This is a genomic window from Sulfurivermis fontis (genome assembly GCF_004001245.1).
In the GTDB taxonomy this organism is placed as follows: domain Bacteria; phylum Pseudomonadota; class Gammaproteobacteria; order Thiohalomonadales; family Thiohalomonadaceae; genus Sulfurivermis; species Sulfurivermis fontis.
Map to the genome: position 1 here is coordinate 412,687 of NZ_AP018724.1, position 20,649 is coordinate 433,335.

General features: G+C 62.3%; 28 protein-coding genes, 1 tRNA gene and 1 pseudogene. 20 read left to right on the plus strand and 10 right to left on the minus strand.

Annotated features, from left to right (window positions below; translation table 11 throughout):
* The first annotated feature begins 3 nt into the window (after positions 1-3).
* The 4 genes from EP379_RS02150 (at position 4) to trpC (ending at position 3,821) form a co-directional block, all read left to right on the plus strand.
* The gene (locus EP379_RS02150) at positions 4-600 is read left to right on the plus strand and encodes an anthranilate synthase component II (RefSeq protein ID WP_127475338.1); all 597 of its coding nucleotides are present in this window, start codon (positions 4-6) and stop codon (positions 598-600) included.
* Positions 601-709: 109 nt separating this feature from the next.
* Positions 710-1,924: a multidrug effflux MFS transporter gene (locus tag EP379_RS02155; protein WP_127475340.1), complete on the plus strand. Its 1,215-nt coding sequence runs from the start codon at positions 710-712 to the stop codon at positions 1,922-1,924.
* Positions 1,925-1,993: 69 nt separating this feature from the next.
* The gene (gene trpD, locus EP379_RS02160; protein WP_127475343.1) at positions 1,994-3,019 is read left to right on the plus strand and encodes an anthranilate phosphoribosyltransferase; all 1,026 of its coding nucleotides are present in this window, start codon (positions 1,994-1,996) and stop codon (positions 3,017-3,019) included.
* Between the two features lies 1 nt (position 3,020).
* Positions 3,021-3,821: an indole-3-glycerol phosphate synthase TrpC gene (trpC, locus tag EP379_RS02165; protein WP_127475345.1), complete on the plus strand. Its 801-nt coding sequence runs from the start codon at positions 3,021-3,023 to the stop codon at positions 3,819-3,821.
* Positions 3,822-3,898: 77 nt separating this feature from the next.
* Here the strand turns inward: trpC and crp are convergent, their stop codons facing one another.
* Positions 3,899-4,534 carry a cAMP-activated global transcriptional regulator CRP gene (gene crp / locus EP379_RS02170; RefSeq protein ID WP_127475348.1) on the minus strand — a complete coding sequence of 212 codons (636 nt, stop codon included), beginning with the start codon at positions 4,532-4,534 and terminating at the stop codon, positions 3,899-3,901.
* Between the two features lie 111 nt (positions 4,535-4,645).
* On the opposite strand from crp, the gene EP379_RS02175 reads away from it, so the two are divergent.
* Together EP379_RS02175 and speD are read left to right on the plus strand one after the other, a co-directional pair.
* The gene (locus EP379_RS02175) at positions 4,646-5,062 is read left to right on the plus strand and encodes an OsmC family protein (protein WP_127475350.1); all 417 of its coding nucleotides are present in this window, start codon (positions 4,646-4,648) and stop codon (positions 5,060-5,062) included.
* A 105-nt stretch (positions 5,063-5,167) separates the two neighbouring features.
* Complete coding sequence (gene speD / locus EP379_RS02180; protein WP_232023955.1) at positions 5,168-5,989, plus strand: adenosylmethionine decarboxylase; 822 nt, start codon at positions 5,168-5,170, stop codon at positions 5,987-5,989.
* Positions 5,990-6,072: 83 nt separating this feature from the next.
* Here the strand turns inward: speD and coq7 are convergent, their stop codons facing one another.
* Positions 6,073-6,711: a 2-polyprenyl-3-methyl-6-methoxy-1,4-benzoquinone monooxygenase gene (coq7, locus tag EP379_RS02185; RefSeq protein WP_127475354.1), complete on the minus strand. Its 639-nt coding sequence runs from the start codon at positions 6,709-6,711 to the stop codon at positions 6,073-6,075.
* A 92-nt stretch (positions 6,712-6,803) separates the two neighbouring features.
* Positions 6,804-8,027 (minus strand): (Fe-S)-binding protein, encoded by a 1,224-nt coding sequence (locus tag EP379_RS02190; RefSeq protein WP_232023956.1) that lies wholly within the window; start codon positions 8,025-8,027, stop codon positions 6,804-6,806.
* A gap of 73 nt (positions 8,028-8,100) precedes the next feature.
* On the opposite strand from EP379_RS02190, the gene EP379_RS02195 reads away from it, so the two are divergent.
* The 5 genes from EP379_RS02195 (at position 8,101) to EP379_RS02215 (ending at position 10,163) form a co-directional block, all read left to right on the plus strand.
* Positions 8,101-8,406, plus strand: coding sequence for a (2Fe-2S) ferredoxin domain-containing protein (locus EP379_RS02195; RefSeq protein WP_127475358.1), 306 nt, complete (start codon positions 8,101-8,103; stop codon positions 8,404-8,406).
* Between the two features lie 400 nt (positions 8,407-8,806).
* The gene (gene rplM / locus EP379_RS02200) at positions 8,807-9,244 is read left to right on the plus strand and encodes a 50S ribosomal protein L13 (protein WP_127475361.1); all 438 of its coding nucleotides are present in this window, start codon (positions 8,807-8,809) and stop codon (positions 9,242-9,244) included.
* 19 nt (positions 9,245-9,263) lie between these two features.
* A complete protein-coding gene (rpsI, locus tag EP379_RS02205; RefSeq protein WP_127475363.1) occupies positions 9,264-9,659 on the plus strand; it encodes a 30S ribosomal protein S9 in 396 nt (131 codons plus the stop codon).
* A 39-nt stretch (positions 9,660-9,698) separates the two neighbouring features.
* The gene (locus EP379_RS02210) at positions 9,699-10,046 is read left to right on the plus strand and encodes a four helix bundle protein (RefSeq protein WP_127475365.1); all 348 of its coding nucleotides are present in this window, start codon (positions 9,699-9,701) and stop codon (positions 10,044-10,046) included.
* Positions 10,047-10,087: 41 nt separating this feature from the next.
* Positions 10,088-10,163: transfer RNA gene (locus EP379_RS02215), tRNA-Gln, on the plus strand.
* Positions 10,164-10,251: 88 nt separating this feature from the next.
* On the opposite strand, the gene EP379_RS02220 is transcribed toward EP379_RS02215, so the two are convergent.
* Positions 10,252-10,602: a HigA family addiction module antitoxin gene (locus tag EP379_RS02220; RefSeq protein WP_338055829.1), complete on the minus strand. Its 351-nt coding sequence runs from the start codon at positions 10,600-10,602 to the stop codon at positions 10,252-10,254.
* A gap of 10 nt (positions 10,603-10,612) precedes the next feature.
* Positions 10,613-10,894, minus strand: a complete 282-nt coding sequence (locus tag EP379_RS02225; protein WP_127475368.1) for a type II toxin-antitoxin system RelE/ParE family toxin — start codon at positions 10,892-10,894, stop codon at positions 10,613-10,615.
* 390 nt (positions 10,895-11,284) lie between these two features.
* Here EP379_RS02225 and EP379_RS02230 point away from each other — a divergent pair, with 390 nt between their 5' ends.
* From EP379_RS02230 to EP379_RS02270, 9 genes and pseudogenes are all read left to right on the plus strand, one after another.
* Positions 11,285-12,337 (plus strand): porin, encoded by a 1,053-nt coding sequence (locus tag EP379_RS02230; RefSeq protein ID WP_172600352.1) that lies wholly within the window; start codon positions 11,285-11,287, stop codon positions 12,335-12,337.
* A gap of 162 nt (positions 12,338-12,499) precedes the next feature.
* Positions 12,500-12,625 (plus strand): annotated as a pseudogene (gene relB / locus EP379_RS02235) (type II toxin-antitoxin system RelB family antitoxin); the annotation flags it as partial.
* A gap of 222 nt (positions 12,626-12,847) precedes the next feature.
* Positions 12,848-13,093, plus strand: coding sequence for a DUF4160 domain-containing protein (locus tag EP379_RS16935; protein ID WP_127475376.1), 246 nt, complete (start codon positions 12,848-12,850; stop codon positions 13,091-13,093).
* Positions 13,068-13,361, plus strand: coding sequence for a DUF2442 domain-containing protein (locus EP379_RS02245; protein WP_127475378.1), 294 nt, complete (start codon positions 13,068-13,070; stop codon positions 13,359-13,361). Before EP379_RS16935 ends, EP379_RS02245 begins: the two co-directional genes overlap by 26 nt.
* 87 nt (positions 13,362-13,448) lie before the next feature.
* Positions 13,449-14,147, plus strand: coding sequence for a transposase (locus EP379_RS02250; protein ID WP_127475381.1), 699 nt, complete (start codon positions 13,449-13,451; stop codon positions 14,145-14,147).
* 84 nt (positions 14,148-14,231) lie between these two features.
* The gene (gene relB, locus EP379_RS02255; RefSeq protein ID WP_127475384.1) at positions 14,232-14,456 is read left to right on the plus strand and encodes a type II toxin-antitoxin system RelB family antitoxin; all 225 of its coding nucleotides are present in this window, start codon (positions 14,232-14,234) and stop codon (positions 14,454-14,456) included.
* On the plus strand, positions 14,434-14,706 hold the full coding sequence (locus EP379_RS02260) for a type II toxin-antitoxin system RelE family toxin (RefSeq protein WP_338055830.1): 273 nt from the start codon (positions 14,434-14,436) through the stop codon (positions 14,704-14,706). Before relB (EP379_RS02255) ends, EP379_RS02260 begins: the two co-directional genes overlap by 23 nt.
* A 53-nt stretch (positions 14,707-14,759) precedes the next feature.
* Complete coding sequence (locus EP379_RS02265; protein WP_232023957.1) at positions 14,760-15,236, plus strand: phosphate-starvation-inducible PsiE family protein; 477 nt, start codon at positions 14,760-14,762, stop codon at positions 15,234-15,236.
* A gap of 2 nt (positions 15,237-15,238) precedes the next feature.
* Positions 15,239-15,997 (plus strand): class I SAM-dependent methyltransferase, encoded by a 759-nt coding sequence (locus tag EP379_RS02270; RefSeq protein WP_127475388.1) that lies wholly within the window; start codon positions 15,239-15,241, stop codon positions 15,995-15,997.
* An 89-nt stretch (positions 15,998-16,086) separates the two neighbouring features.
* Here the strand turns inward: EP379_RS02270 and EP379_RS16940 are convergent, their stop codons facing one another.
* From EP379_RS16940 to EP379_RS02300, 5 genes are all read right to left on the minus strand, one after another.
* Complete coding sequence (locus tag EP379_RS16940; protein ID WP_127475391.1) at positions 16,087-16,443, minus strand: endonuclease domain-containing protein; 357 nt, start codon at positions 16,441-16,443, stop codon at positions 16,087-16,089.
* 197 nt (positions 16,444-16,640) lie between these two features.
* Complete coding sequence (locus EP379_RS02280; protein WP_127475394.1) at positions 16,641-17,999, minus strand: DegQ family serine endoprotease; 1,359 nt, start codon at positions 17,997-17,999, stop codon at positions 16,641-16,643.
* A gap of 185 nt (positions 18,000-18,184) precedes the next feature.
* Complete coding sequence (locus EP379_RS02285; protein ID WP_127475397.1) at positions 18,185-18,688, minus strand: Hsp20/alpha crystallin family protein; 504 nt, start codon at positions 18,686-18,688, stop codon at positions 18,185-18,187.
* Positions 18,689-19,077: 389 nt separating this feature from the next.
* Positions 19,078-20,028, minus strand: a complete 951-nt coding sequence (locus EP379_RS02295; RefSeq protein ID WP_127475402.1) for a DnaJ C-terminal domain-containing protein — start codon at positions 20,026-20,028, stop codon at positions 19,078-19,080.
* A 135-nt stretch (positions 20,029-20,163) separates the two neighbouring features.
* Positions 20,164-20,595 carry an Hsp20/alpha crystallin family protein gene (locus tag EP379_RS02300; RefSeq protein ID WP_127475405.1) on the minus strand — a complete coding sequence of 144 codons (432 nt, stop codon included), beginning with the start codon at positions 20,593-20,595 and terminating at the stop codon, positions 20,164-20,166.
* Positions 20,596-20,649: the final 54 nt, after the last annotated feature.

Below are 20,649 nucleotides of genomic sequence, written 5' to 3' on the forward strand. Positions count from 1 at the left end.
ATCATGTTGCTGATGATCGATAACTACGACTCCTTCACCTACAACCTGGTGCAGTACTTCGCCGAGCTGGGCGCCGATGTGCAGGTGCATCGCAACGACCAGATCTCCATCGAGGAGATCGAGCGGCTGCAGCCGGAGCGCCTGGTGATTTCACCGGGGCCGTGCTCGCCGAGCGAGGCGGGCATTTCCGTCGCCGCCATCCAGCATTTCGCCGGCAAGCTGCCGATCCTCGGCGTGTGCCTGGGCCATCAGTCCATCGGCCAGGCCTTCGGCGGCAACATCGTGCACGCCGGTGTGATCATGCACGGCAAGACCTCACAGATTTATCATGCCAATGTCGGTGTGTTTTCCGGGCTGGAGAATCCGTTTCAGGCCACACGCTATCACTCGCTGGTGATCGAACAGTCGACCTTGCCGGCCTGTCTGGAGGTGACGGCGTGGACGCAGAATGCCGACGGCACGCGCGAGGCCATCATGGGTGTGCGTCACCGCGAGTTCGTCATCGAGGGCGTGCAGTTCCACCCCGAATCGATCCTCACCCAGCACGGCCACGACATGTTGCGCAACTTCCTCGCCATGCAGGGCGGGCGGCGCAGTTGAGGATGGCGTTGTCCTGCCTGTAGGAGCCCACGCCGTGGGCGAGCAGGCTGCCAGGCAGACGCGCTGTTCGCCGGGAGTGCCCGGCACCCACCCAAAAGGTTCTGAAATCGTGTCGAACACCAGCGCCGTTCCGGCGCATCATCCGCTGTTCATCGCCTTCGTGGTCGCCGCGCTGTCGATGCTGGCGCCGTTCACCATCGACACCTATCTGCCGTCCTTCCCCGCCATTGCGGCAGACCTGGCGGCAAGCCATGCGCAGATGCAGCAGACCATGGGCCTGTATCTGGCGGCCTTTGCCCTGACCACGCTGATCTATGGCCCGCTGTCCGACAGCTTCGGTCGCCGTCCGGTGATCATCGGCGCCTTGCTGTTGTATGTGCTGGGCAGTATCGGTGCGGCGCTGACCGATACCATCGCCGGTCTCCTGTTCTGGCGTGTGGTGCAGGGGCTGTCCGCCGGCGCCGGTGTGGTGGTGGGCCGCGCCATGGTGCGCGATGCCTTCAGTGGCCATCATGCGCAGCGGGTGCTGTCCCATGCGATGCTGATTTTTGCCATAGCCCCGGCCATCGCGCCGATGATCGGTGGCGTGTTGCAGGACTGGTCCGGCTGGCGCGCGGTGTTCTGGTTTCTCGCCCTGCTCGGTGTCGCCGTGCTGGCCGTCATCGTCTGGCGCGCGCCGGAGACGCTGCCGGCCGACGGCCGGCACTCGATCCACCCGCTGAAGGTGGCGGGGGCCTACGGCATGGCACTGCGTCATGGCCGCTTCATGGGGCTGGTGCTGGCCTTCGCCCTCAACTTCGGCGGCTTCTTCATCTATATCGCCGCCGCACCGACGCTGCTGTATGACCATTTGCATCTGGGCGTCAACGACTTCTGGATGCAGTTCGTACCGATGGTGGGCGGCCTGATGACGGGTTCGTATGCCATGAGCCGGCTCGCCGGGCGCATGACGCCGCCGCGCGGCATCCGCATCGGCTATGCGCTGATGCTGGCGGCGAGTCTGCTCAATGTGGCGCAGGCCCTGCTGTTGCCGCCGACGCCGGTGAGTGTGCTGGCACCGCTGGTGCTGTACGCCTTTGCCGTGTCGTTCAGCATGCCCAACCTCACGGTACTGGCGCTGGATTGCTTTCCGCGCAACCGCGGCATGGCCGCGGCAGTGCAATCCTTCATGCAGGTGGGGTTCAACGCATTGGTGGCGGGGTTGCTGGTGCCCTTCATCGCCCATCATGTCTGGAGCCTGGCCCTGGGCATGCTGGCGCTGGCCGGCGCCGGCCTGCTGGTGTGGGGCTGGCAGGAGCGCTACGGCGCCGCAGCGGCGCCTTGACCGCTGCGGCGGGGAAACGGGACAATCGCCCGACATTTTTGCCGAACATAACGCCAAAGGTTTTCCACCATGGATATGCAGACAGCCATCCGCGCCGTCACCGAGCGCCGCGACCTCAGCTCCGAGCAAATGACGGCGGCGATGCGCCTGATCATGACCGGCGAGGCGACTCCGGCGCAGATCGGCGGCTTCCTCGTCGGCCTGCGCATGAAGGGCGAGACGGTGGACGAGATCGCCGCGGCCGCCGGCGTGATGCGCGAACTGGCGACGCGGGTAGAGCTGGAGCTGCCGCATCTGGTGGATACCTGCGGCACCGGCGGCGATGGCGCCCACACCTTCAACATCTCGACCACGGCGGCCTTTGTGGTGGCCGCGGCGGGCGCCAACGTGGCCAAGCACGGCAACCGCTCGGTATCGAGCAAATCCGGCAGCGCCGACGTGCTGGAGGCGGCCGGCGTCAACCTGGAGCTGACGCCGCAGCAGGTCGGTGAATGCGTCCGCCAGGCCGGTGTCGGTTTCATGTTCGCCCCCAAGCATCACAGCGCCATGAAGCACGCCATCGGCCCGCGCCGCGAAATGGGCGTGCGCACCATCTTCAATGTGCTGGGGCCGCTGACCAATCCGGCCGGCGCGCCGCATCAGGTGCTCGGCGTCTACAGCGGCGAGTGGCTGGAGCCGCTGGCCCAGGTGCTGGGCCGGCTGGGCTCGAAGCATGTGCTCATCGTGCATGCCGAGGACGGCATGGATGAAATCAGCATCAGTGCGCCGACCCAGGTGGCGGAATGGCAGCACGGCACGCTCAAGCGCTATGCCATCACGCCGGAGCAGTTCGGCATGGTGCGCGCCGATGTGAAGCGCCTGGCCGTGGAGTTGCCGGAACAGAGTCTCGGCATCATGCGTGATGTGCTCGCTGACAAGGCGGGGCCGGCGCGCGATATCGTGGTGCTCAATGCGGGCGCCGCCATCTATGCGGCCGACCTGGCGGCCACGCTGGAAGAGGGCGTGCAGAAGGCGCGTGAAGTGATCGCCAGCGGCGCCGCACGCGAGCGGCTCGACCGCCTGGTGCAGGTCAGCAACAGCTTCAAGGCGGCATGACGTGAGCGATACCCCGGATATCCTGAAGAAAATCCTGCAGCGCAAGGCCGAAGAGATCGCGGCGCGGCGCAGTCGGGTGAGTATCGCGGAGTTGCGCGACCGCGTGCCGGCGGCGCCGGCGCTGCGCCCCTTCGTCGGCGCGCTGCGCGCCAAGCTGGCCGCCGGGCTGCCGGCGGTGATCGCCGAGGTGAAGAAGGCCTCGCCCAGCAAAGGCCTGTTGCGTCCCGATTTCCACCCGGCGGAGATCGCGGCCTCCTACGAACGCGGCGGTGCAGCCTGCCTGTCGGTACTGACCGATATCGATTTCTTTCAGGGCAGCGACGAATACCTGCAACAGGCCCGCGCGGCCTGTGGGCTGCCGGTGATCCGCAAGGACTTCATCATCGACACTTACCAGGTGGTGGAGGCGCGTGCCATCGGTGCCGACTGCATCCTGCTCATCGCCGCTGCATTGAGCGACGGACAGATGGCCGAGCTGACCGCCGCCGCGACGGAGCTGGGGCTGGATGTGCTGGTGGAGGTGCACGACGGGCAGGAACTGGAGCGCATGCTGCGCCTGCCGCTGCCCCTGGTCGGCATCAACAACCGCAATCTGCGCACCTTCGAGGTTTCCCTGCAAACCACCCTCGACCTGTTGGCGCAGATCCCGGAGGATCGCATCGTGGTCACCGAGAGCGGCATCCTGAGCCGCGACGACGTGACGCTGATGCGCCGTCACGGTGTGCACAGTTTTCTGGTGGGGGAGGCGTTTATGCGCGCGGCGGAGCCGGGCGAGAAGCTGGCGGAGTTGTTTAATACTTAGCTACAAGTTTCAAGTTGCAAGTGACACGCTAAAGGCAACACCCTCTTCCTTGCCACTTGCCACTTGCCACTTGCCACTTACCGCGCACCGAACACGACGATGGTCTTGCCCTTCACCGAGATCAGGCCCTGTTCTTCCAGGGTCTTGAGCACACGCCCGGCCATTTCGCGCGAGCAGCCGACGATGCGGCCGATCTCCTGGCGGGTGATGCGGATCTGCATGCCGTCGGGATGGGTCATGGCATCCGGCTCCCTGGTGAGGTCGAGCAGGGTGCGGGCGATGCGGCCGGTGACGTCGAGGAAGGCCAGGTCGCCCACCTTGCGGCTGGTGGTGCGCAGGCGTGCCGCCATCTGGCTGGACAGGGCGAAGAGGATCTCCGGGTCGTCGTGCGCCACCTGGCGGAAGCGGGTGTAGCTGATCTCCGCCAGTTCGCACTCGGTGCGCGAGCGCACCCAGGCGCTGCGGCCGGCGCTTTCGTCGAACAGGCCCATCTCGCCGAAGAAGTCGCCGGGGTTGAGGTAGGCGAGCACGATCTCGCGGCCGTTGTCGTCCTCGATCAACACCGTCATGCCGCCCTTGATGACGTAATACAGCACGTCGGGCTTGTCGCCGGCACGGATGATGGTGCTCTTGGAGGCGTATTTGCGGCGGTGGCAATGGACCAGGAAGCGATCGATCGCCGGGTTGCCGGTGCTCAGCGCCTTGGTCGTCATGGTGACCCCTTGTCCCTAGGAAATTAGTGGGTGTTACGTATACCAGCCTGCCTGGAGCCAGGCAAGCGGGTAGAATCGCACCAGAATAACCCAGCTTGGAGGAAAGTTAAAATGAAGGCGCGTATCAAATGGGTGGAGCAGGCCACCTTCCTGGGCGAGACGGAGAGCGGCCACGCGGTGGTGATGGACGGCCCGCCCGACCACGGCGGCCGCAATCTGGGGCCGCGGCCGATGGAGATGCTGCTGCTCGGCATGGGCGGTTGCACCTCCTTCGATGTGGTCAGCATCCTGAAGAAGGCGCGCCAGCCCATCCGTGACTGCGTGGCCGAGATCACCGCCGAGCGTGCCGACACCGACCCCAAGGTTTTCACCCGGATCCACGTCCACTTCATCGTCACCGGCCAGGACCTGAAGGAGGCCCAGGTCAAGCGAGCGGTCGAGCTGTCGGCAGAGAAGTACTGCTCCGCCTCCATCATGCTGGGCAAGGTGGCCGAGATCACCCACGACTACGAGATCGTGGCAGGCTGAGGGAAATTTTATCCCCCTTTTGCGGCTTAATCAGGGATAATGCGCGTCCCCGCCCGGCCAGGATGCCGGCGGGGACTTCCTGACTGTACTGCGGAGGTGCATGAATTGCCTGACTCTCTCGGAACCAAGCTCAAGCTGCACGGCTTCAACAACCTGACCAAGACGCTGAGCTTCAACATCTACGACATCTGCTACACGCAGACCGATGCCCAGCAGCGCGAGTACATCGAGTACATCGATGAGGAATACAACGCCGAGCGCCTGACCAACATCCTCACCGATGTGGCCGATATCATCGGCGCCAACATCCTCAACATCGCGCGCCAGGATTACGATCCGCAGGGCGCCAGCGTCACCATGCTGATCTCCGAGGAGCCGGTGCTGTCGCAAGACCGCTCCAACACCGAATCGCCCGGTCCGCTGCTGCCGGACGCCGTGGTGGCGCATCTGGACAAGAGCCACATCACCGTACACACCTATCCGGAGAGCCATCCGGACAACGGCATCAGCACCTTCCGCGCCGACATCGATGTCTCCACCTGCGGCCGCATCTCGCCGCTGAAGGCGCTGAACTATCTGATCCACAGCTTCGAGTCCGACATCGTCACCATGGACTACCGCGTGCGCGGCTTCACCCGCGACGTCAAGGGGCGCAAGTATTTCATCGACCACAAGATCAACTCGATCCAGAATTACATCGCCCGCGATACGCTGGATCGCTACCAGATGATCGACGTCAACGTCTATCAGGAGAACATCTTCCACACCAAGATGATGCTCAAGGAGTTCGACCTGGATAACTACCTGTTCGGTGTCCAGGCGCGCGACCTCGACCCGGCGGATTCGCGCACCATCCGCCGGCGTCTGCAACGGGAAATGCTGGAGATCTTCTATGGACGGAATCTGACGAAGATTCCCAAAAAATAGTTCCAAGTACCAAGTTGCAAGTGACAAGCCAAAGACAACACCCTCTTTTCTTGTAACTTGTAACTTGTAACTTGTAACTTGTTTTATATCCAATAGGTCGTCCGCGTCATTACCTTCGACACCAGACCCATCAGCCTCTTCACCGGCTCCGGCAGCGGGGCGCCGCCGGCATGCAGGGCGAGGGTGGCGTGGTGCGCCTCGTCCTCCTTCATCTGCTCGAGGATGGCGCGGCTTTTCTGATCGTGCTCCGGCAATTGCGCCAGATGCTCGTCCAGGTGCCGCACCACCTGATGTTCGGTCTCCACCACGAAGCCCAGGCTCCACTTGTCGCCGGCGGCACCGGCCAGGGCGCCGATGGCCAACGAACCCGCATACCACAGCGGGTTGAGGTAACTGACGTGGGTGCCCATTTCCTTCGCGCGGCGCTCGCACCATTCCAGGTGATCGTTTTCCTCCAGTGCGGCGCGCTCCATCTTGTCGCGCACCTCCGGCAGGCGCGCGGTGAGTGCCTGGCCCTGATACAGCCCCTGCGCCGACACCTCGCCGGCGTGGTTGATGCGCATCAGCCGTCCGGCCAGCACGCGCTCGGCCTCGCTCAGCTCCGCCTCGGGCAGGTGCTCCGCCGGATTGGGGCGTTCGGTCAGCACCGGCCGTCCGAACACGGTACGCAGGGCGGTATCGAAGTTGAGAAACAGCTTGTCGATGGGGGAGTAGTTGCGCATGAAGGCTAAGTTACAAGTTTCAAGTGACAAGTTGCAAGATAGGGACAATCTTGCTTGTCACTTGTCACTTGTCACTTGTCACTTGTCACTTGTCACTTGTCACTTGTCACTTGTTTGACCAGCAGCGACACCGGATGCACTACCTCCACCGCCAGCCCCGCCGCGCGCAGTCCGGCCGCGAGATGCATGGCGCAGCCGATGTTGGCGCTGGCCAGCCACTGCGGTTGCAGTTCCGCCACGGCGGCGACCTTGTCGGCCCGCAGGGTATCGGCCTCGGCCGGATGGTCGACCAGATAGCTGCCGGCGGCGCCGCAGCAGCGCTCGTTGTGCGGCAACTCGACGACCTCCAGCTGCGGGATGTGGCGCAGCAGGGTGTACAGCGCCTGCTGCCCGCGCAGCACATTGCGCAGGGTACAGGACTCATGCACCGCTACCTTCTGCGGCAACGGCCGCAGCACCAGAGTTTCGGGCCAGTCCAGTCCGGCGAGAAACGCGTTGATGTCGATTACGCGACGGGCAAAGCCGGCGGCGCGCTCGTCCTCCAGCAGGTCGTCGTATTCATGCAGCAGGGCGCCGCAGCCGCTGGCCACGCTGAGGATGGCCTCGGCCTCGGCGGGGAAGGCCGCCAGATTCTGCTGTGCCAGGTGCCGTGCCGTCGCGCCGTCGCCCTGCTGCACATGCAACGCACCGCAGCAGCCTTGCTGTGACGGGATATGCACCGCATACCCCAGCGCACTCAACAGCCTGCGGGCATCGTGCAGCAAGCGGCGCTGCAGCAGGTCGCCGGTGCAGCCGGTGAACAGCGCCACCTGCCCGCGCTGTACGCCCTGTGCCGGCGTAAATTCCGGCAGGGACGGCGCGGCGCCGCCCTCCGGCAGGCCCTGCAGCAACCGTCCGACGGCACTGTCGCCGAGCAGATGCAGCCGCTGCGTGATCTTTTGCAGGCCGCTGGCCTGGAACAGGTGCAATGCGCCGCCCAGCAGCTTGCGCCGCGCCGGTGTCGCCAGCGTGTCGGCAAGGCGGGAATGTTCCTGCCGATATAAATGTTCGCGTGTGTTGCGCAGCAGGCGGCCGTAGGGCACCAGGGAGGGGCACATCGCCTCGCAGGCGCGGCAGCCCAGGCAACGATCGAGGTGGCCAAGCAGCCCGGCATCCGCCTCCAGCTGGCCGCGCGCGACCGCCAGCATCAGGGAGATGCGCCCGCGCGGCGATTCCGCCTCGTTATGGCTCAGACCATAGGTGGGACAGTGGGGCAGACACATGCCGCACAGCACGCAGCGATCAGCGTCGGCCAGGATCTGGGATAGCAAGTTCAATGTGGGGGTCACGGCAGGAAAACAGCGCCCCATGGTAGACTACGGGCCGGTTCAATAACAGTGGCGGGCGGACATGTCCTACTACAAACACCACGTTTTCTTCTGCACCAACCAGCGCGAAGGCAAGGCCTGTTGCCAGGACCACAACGCCCAGGCGCTGCGCGACTACGCCAAGGACAAGGTGAAGCAACTGGGCCTCGCCGGTCCCGGCGGTGTGCGCATCAACAGCGCCGGCTGTCTCGACCGCTGCAGCGAGGGGCCGGTGATCGTCATCTATCCGCAGGAAACCTGGTACACCTACGTCGACCGCGAAGACATCGATGAGATCATCGAACAGCACCTGCAGCACGACCGCGTGGTCGAACGGCTGAAAATCTGACACCGCCCCCTCCCGGCCTCCCACGGTGTGGGGGAGGAGAAAAAACCCTCCGGGTTATCCCCCGAATTCCCCTACAAACCCCGGTGTTGACGTGCCCGGAAATATCAGTATATTAGCCACTACTGATTTGCTGCTGCCCCCCAATGCGCAGCAAGTCTGTGACTCCTCCACCCTCCTTTGGTGGTTTTATTGGCCCGGCCACCCCGCCGGGCCTTTTTTATTTCAGAACTTGGAAAAACGGCACGGGGGCGCTAGGATCGCCGCCCGCAAGCGGTCCGGATCCTTTCGTACCTCGTACCTTGCCCCTCGTACCTGTCTGCTTGGGGGTTGTATCCCGCCCGCGTTTTCTATAAGATTCCGCCTCTTTTCGTGACACCCGCTCTTTCTGGAGTGATTTGGGATGATTGGTACAAAGACTTTTAGCGCGAAGCCCGCCGAAGTGAAGCGCGACTGGTACGTCGTCGACGCTGCCGGCAAGACCCTCGGCCGCCTCGCTTCTGAGATTGCTTCGCGCCTGCGCGGCAAGCACAAGGCCGTATACACCCCGCATGTGGATACCGGCGATTACATCATTGTGGTCAATGCCGAGAAGGTGCACGTCACCGGCCGCAAGGCGACCGACAAGATGTACTACCACCACACCGGCTTCCCCGGCGGCATCAAGGAAATCAGCTTCGACAAGCTGATCGACAAGGCCCCCGAGCGCGTGCTGGAAATCGCCGTCAAGGGCATGCTGCCGAAGAACTCCCTCGGCCGCGCCATGTTCAGCAAGCTGAAGGTATACGCCGGCCCTGAGCACGCCCACGCCGCCCAGCAGCCGAAGCCGCTGGACATCTGAGTTTTTCAGGACAAGCACCATGGCACAGACCCAAGCTATCAACACCACCGGCCGCCGCAAGACCTCTTCCGCGCGTGCCTTCCTGGCCCCCGGCAAGGGCGCCATCACCGTCAACGGCCGTGACCTCGACGCCTATTTTGGCCGCGTCACCGCCCGTATGGTCGTGCGCCAGCCGCTGGAAGCCGTTGAGCTGACCGACAAGTTCGACATCAAGGTTACCGTCGTTGGCGGCGGCACCACCGGCCAGGCCGGCGCCATCCGCCACGCCATCGCCCGTGCCCTGGTGGGTTACGACGAAGGCCTGCGTGGCGCCCTGCGCCGCGGCAACTTCCTGACCCGCGATGCCCGCGAAGTCGAGCGCAAGAAGGTCGGCCTGCACAAGGCGCGCAAGCGTCCGCAGTACTCGAAGCGTTAACAGCAGTTACAAGTTTCAAGTCGCAAGTTTCAAGAAAGCATGGATGCTTTCGAGAAGTTGGAAGTCTGGAAGCGGAGCGCGCGGCTATCTGTGGAGTTGTACAAGCAACTTTCAGGATGCCGCGATGCCGGGTTCAAGGATCAAATCACCCGCGCTGCTTTGTCGGTACCTTCCAATATCGCAGAGGGCTACGAGCGGGATTCTGGGCGTGAATTTGCCCGCTTCCTGCGCATTGCCAAGGGATCGTGTGGTGAACTGCGGACGCAGTTGTACATCGGTGCTGAGGCAGGGTTCATGGATAAGCCCGTGGCGCTCGACATGGTTGCCGAGGCAACCGAGATCGCAAGAATGCTCCAGGGTCTGATCGCGCGCTGCGCAGCGAACTGACTCTTGCAACTTGTCACTTGCAACTTGTCACTCGGTTTTCTTGGGGCGTAGCTCAACTGGCAGAGCGACGGACTCTGACTCCGTAGGTTCTAGGTTCGACCCCTAGCGCCCCAGCCAAATCAAAAAGGCCCTTCCGCAAGGAAGGGCCTTTTTGTTTGTGCGGCCAATAGACCGAATGTAGGGCGGGCTTCAGCCCGCCAACTCCTCAAGCTGCGCGGGGAGAAACTTCCTTTTCGATAGCGGCAAGCTCCACCCGCCGGGCGTTTTCCAATTCGTAATCCTTTTGCAATCCCATCCAGAATTCGGCGGTAGTGCCGAAATAGCGCGCCAGGCGCAGTGCCGTGTCCGCGGTCACTGAGCGCGATCCGTTAACGATGCCGCTGATCCGGTTGGCGGGTACATGCAGCGCACCAGCCAGGGCATTGGCGGAAAGCCCCAGCGGCGTCATGAATTCATGCAGCAGAATCTCCCCTGGGTGAACTGCGGGCAGTTTGTCCCCCGCTTCAACCAGATCGGAAAAGTCCATCTTGTTGAGGTCTTCACGCCGTATGGTCATATCTTGTACCTCAATGGTAATCCACTATCTCCACATCCCAGGCGTTGCCGTTTTCAAAGCGAAAACATATACGCCACTGCTCGTTGATGCGTATGCTCCAGCGGCCGTTCCGATCTCCCTTCAATGCCTCGAAACGGTTACCCGGCGGGATACGTAACTCATCAACACGACATACCTGTTCCAATTGCGCCAGCTTGCGGCGGGCCGGTTGCCTGATATCAGGGGGATAGCGCTTCACGCGCTCACCCATAAACAAGGCTGCCGTTTCCTTGTCGCGGAAGGACGTGATCATGCAGCAAGGATAATATGCTATACGTACAGCGTCAAACTATCTGAGCGCTAGGCAGGGTTTATCCTCGTTGTCGCCATACGCATGCTTTTCATGTGGAAATATCTGCGCTAGTATCTCCCGTCTGCCTCTGTCCCACCGTGTCCTCCCCCGCGATATTGGGAGGCCCCGAATCTCCTCCCCCACGAGTAGTGGGGGAGGCCGGGAGGGGGCCAGGAGGGCAGGGCTTGTGTTGCAAAAAACCAACATAAAAACAATTTGTGGTTTTTTTGAAAAAAGGTGTTGCATTCAGGGTTGGGAGTGGTCTAGAGTCAACCCCGTTTAAGATTGAGCTCAACCTTAAGCAAATCCTTTTCAAGGAAACTTCGTTCAACCATCTAGGAGATGAACAATATGAAGAAGAGTGCAATTGCTGTTGCCGTTGCTGCCGTGCTGGCTGCTCCCGTAGCCCTGGCTGAGGTTTCTATTTCTGGTGGCCTGCAGGCTGAGCTGCGTTCCGTTGACGGTGACGGCGGCATGCGCGATGGTCTGTATGCCACCGATGGTGGTGAGACCGGTTCCGAGAACGGTGGCTCCTACGGCTTCATCAAGTTCTCCGCTTCCGAGGACCTGGGTGACGGCCTGAAGGCCATCGCCATGTGGAACGGCGTTGCCAACGTTGGTGACACCAGCGCCGCTGGCGGTATCACTGGTCGTGACGCCTATGTTGGTCTGTCCGGTGGTTTCGGTACCGTTCTGGCTGGTACCCTGAGCACCCCGTACAAGTCCTCCACCGTAGGCTGGGATCCGCTGGTCATGACCTCCCTGCAGGCTCGTGGTAACGGTGGTATGTCCGACCTGCACAACGGCTATGCCTCCAACGCCATCGCCTATGCCGGTACCTTCGGTGCTGCCAAGGTTGTTGCTGCCATCGTCCTGGACGAGGGTAATGACCCCACCAATGCCACGGATACCAATGGCGAACACGCCATGTCCTTCTCCGTGAATGCCCCGGTTGGCCCTGTTGAGCTGGCTGTTGCCCACGTGGCTGCTGACAAGTTCAGCGACATCAACAACCTGGGTCTGGGTGCTACCGCTACCCTGGTTGGCGCTACCACCTTCAACGATCTGTCCGCTACCAAGGTGGGCGTGAAGTGGGTATCTGGTGACCTGACTGTTTCTGGCCAGTACGAAATGCTGACCGTCAACACCATTGACCCGACCGTGGTGAATGTCAACGCTGCCTACAAGATGGGCAACAACACCCTCGTTGTCTCTGTCGGCCAGACCGACTGGGATCAGGCTAACGTTGATGAGACCACCTACATGGCCGTTGCTGCTAAGCACGCCTTCAGCAAGAACACCACTGGTTGGGTTGGTTACCGCTCCACCGACCTGGGTAACCTGATGGGTGGTGCTGATCAGGATGAGACCAGCCTCTCCGCCGGTCTGCGCGTAGCGTTCTAATCCATCCTTACGGATGTGTTAGTGGGAAACGGGGCCTTCGGGCCCCGTTTTCTTTTGTGCGCCCTGTCTTTGGTTCTCCCTCATGTTTGTCTGCGGTATCAGCTTGTGGTCCTTCCTGTGCAGCGCTATATTTGTATAGCAATAGTGTGAGAGGTATAGGCCATGCTTGCCATTCGTTTACCTGAAGAAATCGAATCCCGCCTTGAGGCGCTGGCCAAGAAGACCGGCCGCACCAAGACCTATTACGCCCGCCAGGCGATCCTCGAATACATGGATGATTTGGAGGATTACTAGGAGTTTGGGGTCAGAGTAACAACCCCAATTCGTTCCTAGCCGATTTGTCTTTCCCGGTGGGATGGGAGTTTGGGGAGTTTGGGGTCAGGGGAGTTTGGGGTCAGAGTAACAACCCCAATGGAGTTTGGGGTCAGAGGAGTTTGGGGTCAGAGTAACAACCCCAATTCGTTCCTAGCCGATTTGTCTTTCCCGGTGGGATTGCCTACTATTCTATCCATGCCGACAATCCGCGGAATAACAGGACCTTACCGACTATTCTTTGTCAGTTTCGATTGTCATGAGCCCAAACACGTTCACGTACAGCGAGAGCGGAAGGTTTGCAAGTACTGGGTAAATCCCGTTGCATTGGCGAGCAACCACGGGTTTTCACCCACCGAGTTGAACATTATTCGCCAACTCGTGTTGGCGAATCGCGACAGAATCCTGGAGGCATGGGATGAGCATTGCGGCCCCTTTGGTTGAAGCACGTATTACCGACTTGCGCGTTACAGAGGCGGAGATCACCGCCTGTCTTGTGGACGGACGCACGGTGAGTGTGCCGCTCGCCTGGTCGTGGCGTTTGTCCGAGGCGAGCCCGGAACAGCGTAACCACTGGGAAATTCTTGGCGATGGGGCGTATATCCATTGGCCTGATGTCGATGAAGACATCAGTATCGAGGGTATGCTTTACGGCGCACCGGCCCCCCGTCCCCTGGCGGGGAGTTTGGGCGGGAGTTTGGGGTCAGAGTAACAACCCTAACCTACTGGTCGTTGTCCGGCGTAATCCGCTAATCTATCTATCGATCTGCTATCAACGCGTTGACTCAAGGAGGAGTCGATGGCCCGCCTGCCCCGCATTTGTCCCATTGGGATTCCCCAGCACGTCATTCAGCGTGGTAATAATCGTCAACCTTGTTTTGCCGATGAGCGGGACTTCGCCGCCTATGCCGATTGGCTGGGAGAGGCCGCGCGCAAATGTGGCGTAGCCGTCCACGCCTGGGTGTTCATGACCAATCACGTGCATCTGTTGGTGACGCCAACGGTGGCGGGCAGCGTTTCTCGCATGATGCAGGCGCTCGGGCGCCGTTACGTGCGCTATTTCAATCACACCTATCGCAGGACGGGAACGCTATGGGAAGGGCGTTTCAGGTCGTGTCTTGTCGAGGCGGATACGTATCTGCTGACTTGCCAACGCTACATCGAGATGAATCCCGTGCGCGCCGGCATGGTGGTGCGGCCGTCTGACTACCACTGGTCCAGCTTTCATGCCAACGCACTCGGCATCACGAGCGGTCTATGGACGCCACATCCGACCTATCTTTGCCTCGGTAACAATGCCCGAGAGCGGGCCCAAGCTTATCTTGGGTTATTTGCCGCCCCGCTTGACGAGCAATCCGTCGTGAAAATCCGGGCAGCCACAAATATGGGGCTGGCGCTGGGTAACGACCGGTTCAAGGAGGAAATCGAACGACTGACCGGTCGGAGGCTGAATAAGCTGAAACGAGGACCGAAGCCAACGGGTGAGTTGTTACTCTGACCCCAAACTAAAAACTACCGTCAGCTTGTGGTCTTTTCTGTGTGGCGCTATATTTGTATAGCAACATGATGAGAGGTATAGGCCATGCTTGCCATCCGTTTACCCGAAGAAATCGAATCCCGCCTTGAGGCGCTGGCCAAGAAGACCGGCCGCACCAAGACCTATTACGCCCGCCAGGCGATCCTCGAATATATGGATGATTTGGAGGATATCTATCTCGCTGAACAGGTCGCCCGGCAAATCGAAGCGGGCGACATGAAGACTTATTCGCTTGAGGATGTGGAGCGTGAGCTTGGTTTGGCAGATTGAGATATCTGCGCTGGCCAGGAGGCAACTGTCCAACCTCGACAAGGTGGTTGCCAGGCGTATCGTGACCTTTCTGCAGGAACGTGTGGCATCAAACGCGGATCCTCGTGCGACGGGCAAGCCGCTCAAGGGGGAATTAAAGGACTATTGGCGTTACCGCGTGGGTGACTGGCGCATACTGTGCGAAATCAAGGATAACTGTGTCACGCTGCTGGTGTTGCACGTTGGACATCGGCGTGAAGTTTACAAATAAGCAGGGTAGTTGATAGAACGACGGATGTGTGGCGCTAATGCAGGAGTATGACGGTGAGCGACAACAATCAGCAGCGGTACGACCCGGAGCACCACACCGATTTTTCCGTCGAGCACCGCGATTCGCTGATTGACGGGTTGCACAAGGTCATCCGTCAGGCGGTGCGCACGTTGGCGGTGTTGATGGTGCTGGTGATTCTGTGGGGTATCGGCGATGTGGTCTGGGTGCTGTATCAGCGCCTGATGGAGCCGCCGTTCATGCTGCTGGCCATCAACGATATTCTCGCCACCTTCGGCGCCTTTCTCGCCGTGCTCATTGCCATCGAGATCTTCGTCAACATCACCATGTACCTGCGTGATGACATCATTCACGTCAAGCTGGTCATCGCCACCGCTCTGATGGCCATTGCGCGCAAGGTCATCGTGTTCGATTTCAGCGTGGTCGGCCACGAGTACGTATGGGCCACGGCGGCCGTGGTGCTGGCGCTGGGTGTGACCTACTGGCTGGTGTCAGGTCGCGCCCGTTCCTGAGCATGGGTTTCAAGGATCACTTCTCCGGCCACGCCGCCGATTACACCCGTTACCGTCCCGGCTATCCTTATGCGCTGTTTGCCTGGCTGGCACAACAGGCGCCGGGGCATGAACGGGTGTGGGACTGCGCGACCGGCAATGGGCAGGCGGCGCTCGGGCTTGCCGCCCACTTCGACGCCGTTATTGCTACCGATGCCAGTGCCAACCAGATAGCTGCTGCCACTGCTCATCCGCGTGTGCGTTACGCGGTGGCCCCGGCCGAGGCTTCCGGCATCGCCGCGCACAGCGTCGATCTGATTACGGTAGGGCAGGCGCTGCACTGGTTCGATTTCCCTGCGTTCTACGCCGAGGCCGCGCGGGTGCTGAAACCGGGCGGCGTGCTGGCGGCGTGGAGTTATGGGCTGATGCAGATAAGTCCGGCCGTCGATGCGGCGGTGTGGCGGTTGTATGAGCCGATTACCGGCGCGTACTGGCCGCCGGAGCGGCGTTATGTGGAAGAGCAGTACCATACCCTGCCGTTTCCTCTCGATGAGATTGCCGCACCTTCGTTTGCCATGGAGGCGCAGTGGACCCTGGAGCAACTGCTGGGCTATCTCGGTACCTGGTCTGCCGTGCAACGCTACCGCAAGGAGCGGGGCAACGATCCGCTGCAGCTGATCGCTGATGAACTGGCGGCGGCGTGGGGCGGGGCGGACACTGTGCGGCGGGTGGTGTGGCCGTTGTCGATGCGGGTGGGGCGGTTCAATAGTTCGGGGGTGTAGTTGACGCCCCTCCCGTCCTCCCCCACGGTCGTGGGGGAGGGGTTAAGCTCCCTCCCTGCTGGGCGGGGAGGGTTGGGGAGGGGGGCTTGTTACGGCACTGTCCTGTTGCCGGCGGCCAAGTGTCGCAGGATGTCCTCCAGTACAGCCTCCGTTTCCCGTAACACCTGATTGTTCCAGTAGCGCAATACCCGATAACCGCACCGCCGTAGAAAGTCATCGCGTGCCGCGTCGTATGCGGAGCGTTCGGCGTGTTGCCCGCCATCGATCTCAATTACCAGTTTGTGTTCAAGGCAGGCGAAGTCAGTGATGTATCGGCCGATGGGGTGTTGACGCCGGAAGCGTGCGCCGTCGAGTTGGCGTTGGCGTAGATGACGCCAGAGCTTTTGCTCGGCATCGGTGGGATGGTTGCGCAGATTCCGTGCGCGTTGGGTCGTCCTTGAAGGCATGGGCGAATTATAGCGCCTCCTCCCGGCCTCCCCCACGGTCGTTGGGGAGGAGATTCGGGAGCCTCCTCCACTTGGTGTGGAGGAGGAGAAAACTCCCTCCCCATGGGATGGGGAGGGTTGGGGTGGGGGGCTTCGACGGGCGCCCCCTCCCGACCTCCCCCATGTTCATGGGGGAGGAGAAGTACTTGGCGGGGTAATTACTGCAGCAGAATAAACAACGCCCCTTCACGCCGCTGCACGTTGAGCAGCAGCGGTTCCTTGGGACGCACCACTGCACTCAGTGCCGCCAGATTGGCGGTGTTCTGCCGGTTGGCCTGGACGATGACATCGCCGCTGCGCAGGCCCGCACGCCAGGAGGGGCTGCCCGGTTCCACTTCCAGCACTACCACACCATCAATCTTGCCATACAGCGGCATGCCTTCGATGATGTCGCCGATGACGGCGCCGGCGAGGCGCGGATGCAGCTTGTCGCCGCCGATGGCGGTGGCGCGCGGTTGTTCCACCACGGCACGGATGTTGTGGGCCTTGCCGTTGCGCATCACCTTCATCTCGACCTTCTGACCCACGCGCAGCAGGCCGATGACGTTGCGCACGTCGGCGGCATCGCGTACCGCACGGCCATTGAGCTGGGTGATGATGTCACCGCTCTTGAGTCCGGCCTTGTCGGCCGGCGAGCCCGGCGTGACCTGGGTGACCACGGCGCCGCGTTGGGCGGCGAGGCCGAAGGCCTGGGCCAGTTCCGGCGTCAGATCCTGCGCCTGCGCGCCGAGCACGCCGCGCCGTACCTCGCCGTGTTCGATGAGCTGCGCCATGATTTCCTTCGCCATGTTGATGGGGATGGCGAAGCCGATGCCGACGTTGCCGCCGCTCTGTGACAGGATGGCGGTGTTGATGCCCACCAGTTCACCGCGCAGATTGACCAGCGCGCCGCCGGAGTTGCCGGGATTGATCGAGGCGTCGGTCTGGATGAAGTCTTCGTAGCCCTCGATGCCGAGGCCGGAGCGGCCGACGGCGCTGACGATGCCGGAGGTGACGGTCTGGCCGAGGCCGAAGGGATTGCCGATGGCGACGACGAAGTCGCCCACGCGCAATTGGTCCGAATCTGCCGTTGTCACGGCGTGCAGGTTTTCCGGCGCTACCTTGATTACCGCGACATCGGTTTCCTCATCGCTGCCCACCAGCTCCGCCTGCAGGGTGCGGCCATCGGCCAGGTTCACGGAGATTTCATGGGCGCCGTCGATGACATGATGGTTGGTGATGATGTAACCCTTGGCGGCGTCCATCACCACACCGGAACCGAGGCTCTGTGTAACGCGCTCGCGCGGTTGCTCCGGTACGTTGAAGAAGCGGCGGAAATAGGGATCGGATAGCAGCGGATTCTGCTGCACCGGCACGCGTGTGCGCGTGAAGATGTTCACCACCGCCGGTACCGTCTGTTCCAGCATCGGTGCCAGGGTCGGCAGCGGCGCGCCCTGGCTGTCGCTGGCGGGCAGCGCGGCGTGGACGGGAAGGCTGGCGGCAACGAGCAGCAGCAGGGCGGGGAGATGTTTGTGCATGTAGGGCCTCGGGGTCAGTGAATGAAGCGGCACGCGGGCCGTTATCGGAGTTTGTTTCTTGTAGCAGAAGCAGTCTTAAGATTTGGTGAAATGCCGTGAACGCAGCAGGTACGGGTCCTCTCGGCGCAGCGGTGCATAACCCCGGCAACCATTCGCCGAGAGGACTCGGCTCCTACTGTGAATACTCAGCCTTGCACCTGAATGCGCCGCGCACCGCCGCCACGTACCTTGGGCAGCGTGATGCGCAGCACGCCGTTGCGATAGCTGGCCTTGGCGCGGCTGTCGTCCACCTCGGCAGGCAGTGCCACGGCGCGTTCGAAGCGGCCGTAGGCGCACTCCATGACGTGATAGCGGCCGCGCTTTTCCTCGCGCTGCACGCGCTTCTCGCCGCGCACGCTGAGATAGCGACCGTCGACGACGCTGATGTCGAACTGCTCCTTTTCCATGCCAGGCGCCTCCAGCCGCACGACGACCTCGTCCTCGTTCTCCTGCACCTCGGCGGCCAACAGGCCCCAGCGTGCGCTGTTGGCGGCGATCTGATCTTCCGTGGTCTCCAATGCGCCACCGTGGCGTGTCGGCGTAAAACGTGTCATCGCCTGCGCCGCGCGTTCGCGCAGCTGTTGCCAACCCTCGGCCACCGAGTCCCAGGCGCGGGACAGGCCGTGACGGATTTGTTCCAGTGTGCTCATCGTCGTCTCCTTGTGATCGGTGTGATGAAAGACAGGATGTGTTGCGGCAAGTTCCGCGCCCCCTCCCGACCTCCCCCACGGTGTGGGGGAGGAGGGAATACTCCCTCCCCATGGGATGGGGAGGGTTGGGGAGGGGGGCGTCTAAAGGCACGCCCCCTCCCGACCTCCCCCACGGTGTGGGGGAGGAGGGAATACTCCCTCCCCATGGGATGGGGAGGGTTGGGGAGGGGGCGTCTAAAGGCACGCCCCCTCCCGGCCTCCCCCACGGTGTGGGGGAGGAGGGAATACTCCCTCCCCATGGGATGGGGAGGGTTGGGGAGGGGGCGTCTAAAGGCACGCCCCCCTCCCGGCCTCCCCCATATTCATGGGGGAGGAGATAACACAGAGGGTCAGCCTTCCAGATGTCGGCGCGGATTGAACGGCATGGTGCGCGCCATGTCCTCGTAAAATTTCTTTGCCTTGGCGTTGTCCGCCGGCGGCGTGACGATCTGCAGCACGGCGTATTGGTCGCCGGGCGGCTGGCCGGGCAGGCCGCGGCCCTTGAGGCGCAGCTTCTGGCCGCTGCGGGCGCCGGCGGGGATCTTCATCTCCACCGCGCCGCCCAGGGTGGGCACGGCGACGCGGGCGCCGAGGGCGGCTTCCCAGGGCGTGATGGGCAGGTCGAGGTAGATATCGCGCCCGTCCACCGTGTAGAGGGTATGCGGCTCGAACTCCACTTCCAGATACAGGTCGCCCGCCGGGCCGCCGCCCTGGCCGGGCGCACCCTTGCCGGCGAGACGGATCTGTTGGCCGGCATTGATGCCGGCGGGGATGCGCACCTTGAGTGTGTGCGGGCGCAGGGTGACGTGGCCGTGGGCATCCACCTGCGGGGTTTCCAGGCGGATGGCGCGTTCGCCGCCGTGGAAGGCATCTTCCAGGCGGATGCGGATCTTGGCGCGACGGTCTTCGCCGCGCATGCGGAAGCCGCCTCTGCCGCGGTGTTGTTGGAAGGTGTCGCCGAAGGGGCTGCCGTGGCCGAACAGGCTCTCGAAGAAATCGGAAAACTCGCTGCCGCTGAAGCCACCGCCACGGAATTCAAAGCCGGTGTCCCAGCCGGGCGGTGGGGTGAAGTCCTGACCGGCCTTCCAGTTGGCTCCGAGGCGATCGTAGGCGGCGCGTTTTTCCGGATCCTGCAGCACCTCGTGCGCCTCGTTGACTTCTTTGAAGCGCTCCTCGGCGTCCGGTTCCTTGCTGACGTCGGGGTGGTACTTGCGCGCCAGTTTGCGGTAGGCGCGCTTGATTTCGTCCTGGGTGGCGGAGCGCTCCACCCCGAGGATTTTGTAGTAGTCCTTGTATCTCATAGGAACACAGGCACGAGGTACGAGGGACCAGGTGCGAGGGGGCGAGCACGCTGGCGCGTGGTGTCATTGATATAACCATGCGCGCAGCGCATTCGTTCCCTCGCCCCTCGTATCTTGTCCCTCGTCCCTGTCTTCTTAGCCTTCGACCGTGATCTTGCGCGGCTGCACCCTCTCGTGTTTCGGCACGCGCACCTCCAGTACGCCATTGTTGCTCTTGGCGGTGATCTTGTCGGTGTCGGCGGTGTCGGGCAGGCTGAAGCGGCGGAAGAAGCTGCCGTAGACGCGTTCCACCCGCTTGTAGCCTTCCTTTTCCTCCTTCTTCTCCGACTCGCGCTCGCCCTTGATGGTCAGCATGCCGTTCTCGGCATGGACCTCGATGGCCTTGGGGTCGACGCCGGGAACGTCGGCGCGGATCAGGAAGCAGTCGGGTTCCTCCTTGATGTCCACCGCCGGCACCCAGTCGGATGCGGTGCTGATGCCGCTCTCCTCGCGGCCCTCGTAGGCACGGTCCATCTCACGGCGCAGTTGGTCCAGCAGGCTCCAGGGATCGTAACGAACCAGGCTCATGATTAACCTCCTTATCTTCGGTTGATGGGATAGCTGATACCACATATGGGAATC

Coding starts and splice junctions, on each gene's coding strand:
- EP379_RS02150 (WP_127475338.1), top strand. CDS start 4: ATGTTGCTGATGATCGATAACTACGACTCCTTCACCTACAACCTGGTG.
- trpD (WP_127475343.1), top strand. CDS start 1,994: ATGGATATGCAGACAGCCATCCGCGCCGTCACCGAGCGCCGCGACCTC.
- crp (WP_127475348.1), bottom strand. CDS start 4,534: ATGACGACCAAGGCGCTGAGCACCGGCAACCCGGCGATCGATCGCTTC.
- EP379_RS02175 (WP_127475350.1), top strand. CDS start 4,646: ATGAAGGCGCGTATCAAATGGGTGGAGCAGGCCACCTTCCTGGGCGAG.
- coq7 (WP_127475354.1), bottom strand. CDS start 6,711: ATGCGCAACTACTCCCCCATCGACAAGCTGTTTCTCAACTTCGATACC.
- EP379_RS02195 (WP_127475358.1), top strand. CDS start 8,101: ATGTCCTACTACAAACACCACGTTTTCTTCTGCACCAACCAGCGCGAA.
- rplM (WP_127475361.1), top strand. CDS start 8,807: ATGATTGGTACAAAGACTTTTAGCGCGAAGCCCGCCGAAGTGAAGCGC.
- rpsI (WP_127475363.1), top strand. CDS start 9,264: ATGGCACAGACCCAAGCTATCAACACCACCGGCCGCCGCAAGACCTCT.
- EP379_RS02210 (WP_127475365.1), top strand. CDS start 9,699: ATGGATGCTTTCGAGAAGTTGGAAGTCTGGAAGCGGAGCGCGCGGCTA.
- EP379_RS02220 (WP_338055829.1), bottom strand. CDS start 10,602: ATGACCATACGGCGTGAAGACCTCAACAAGATGGACTTTTCCGATCTG.
- EP379_RS02225 (WP_127475368.1), bottom strand. CDS start 10,894: ATGATCACGTCCTTCCGCGACAAGGAAACGGCAGCCTTGTTTATGGGT.
- EP379_RS02230 (WP_172600352.1), top strand. CDS start 11,285: ATGAAGAAGAGTGCAATTGCTGTTGCCGTTGCTGCCGTGCTGGCTGCT.
- EP379_RS16935 (WP_127475376.1), top strand. CDS start 12,848: ATGCCGACAATCCGCGGAATAACAGGACCTTACCGACTATTCTTTGTC.
- EP379_RS02245 (WP_127475378.1), top strand. CDS start 13,068: ATGAGCATTGCGGCCCCTTTGGTTGAAGCACGTATTACCGACTTGCGC.
- EP379_RS02250 (WP_127475381.1), top strand. CDS start 13,449: ATGGCCCGCCTGCCCCGCATTTGTCCCATTGGGATTCCCCAGCACGTC.
- relB (WP_127475384.1), top strand. CDS start 14,232: ATGCTTGCCATCCGTTTACCCGAAGAAATCGAATCCCGCCTTGAGGCG.
- EP379_RS02270 (WP_127475388.1), top strand. CDS start 15,239: ATGGGTTTCAAGGATCACTTCTCCGGCCACGCCGCCGATTACACCCGT.
- EP379_RS16940 (WP_127475391.1), bottom strand. CDS start 16,443: ATGCCTTCAAGGACGACCCAACGCGCACGGAATCTGCGCAACCATCCC.
- EP379_RS02280 (WP_127475394.1), bottom strand. CDS start 17,999: ATGCACAAACATCTCCCCGCCCTGCTGCTGCTCGTTGCCGCCAGCCTT.
- EP379_RS02285 (WP_127475397.1), bottom strand. CDS start 18,688: ATGAGCACACTGGAACAAATCCGTCACGGCCTGTCCCGCGCCTGGGAC.
- EP379_RS02295 (WP_127475402.1), bottom strand. CDS start 20,028: ATGAGATACAAGGACTACTACAAAATCCTCGGGGTGGAGCGCTCCGCC.
- EP379_RS02300 (WP_127475405.1), bottom strand. CDS start 20,595: ATGAGCCTGGTTCGTTACGATCCCTGGAGCCTGCTGGACCAACTGCGC.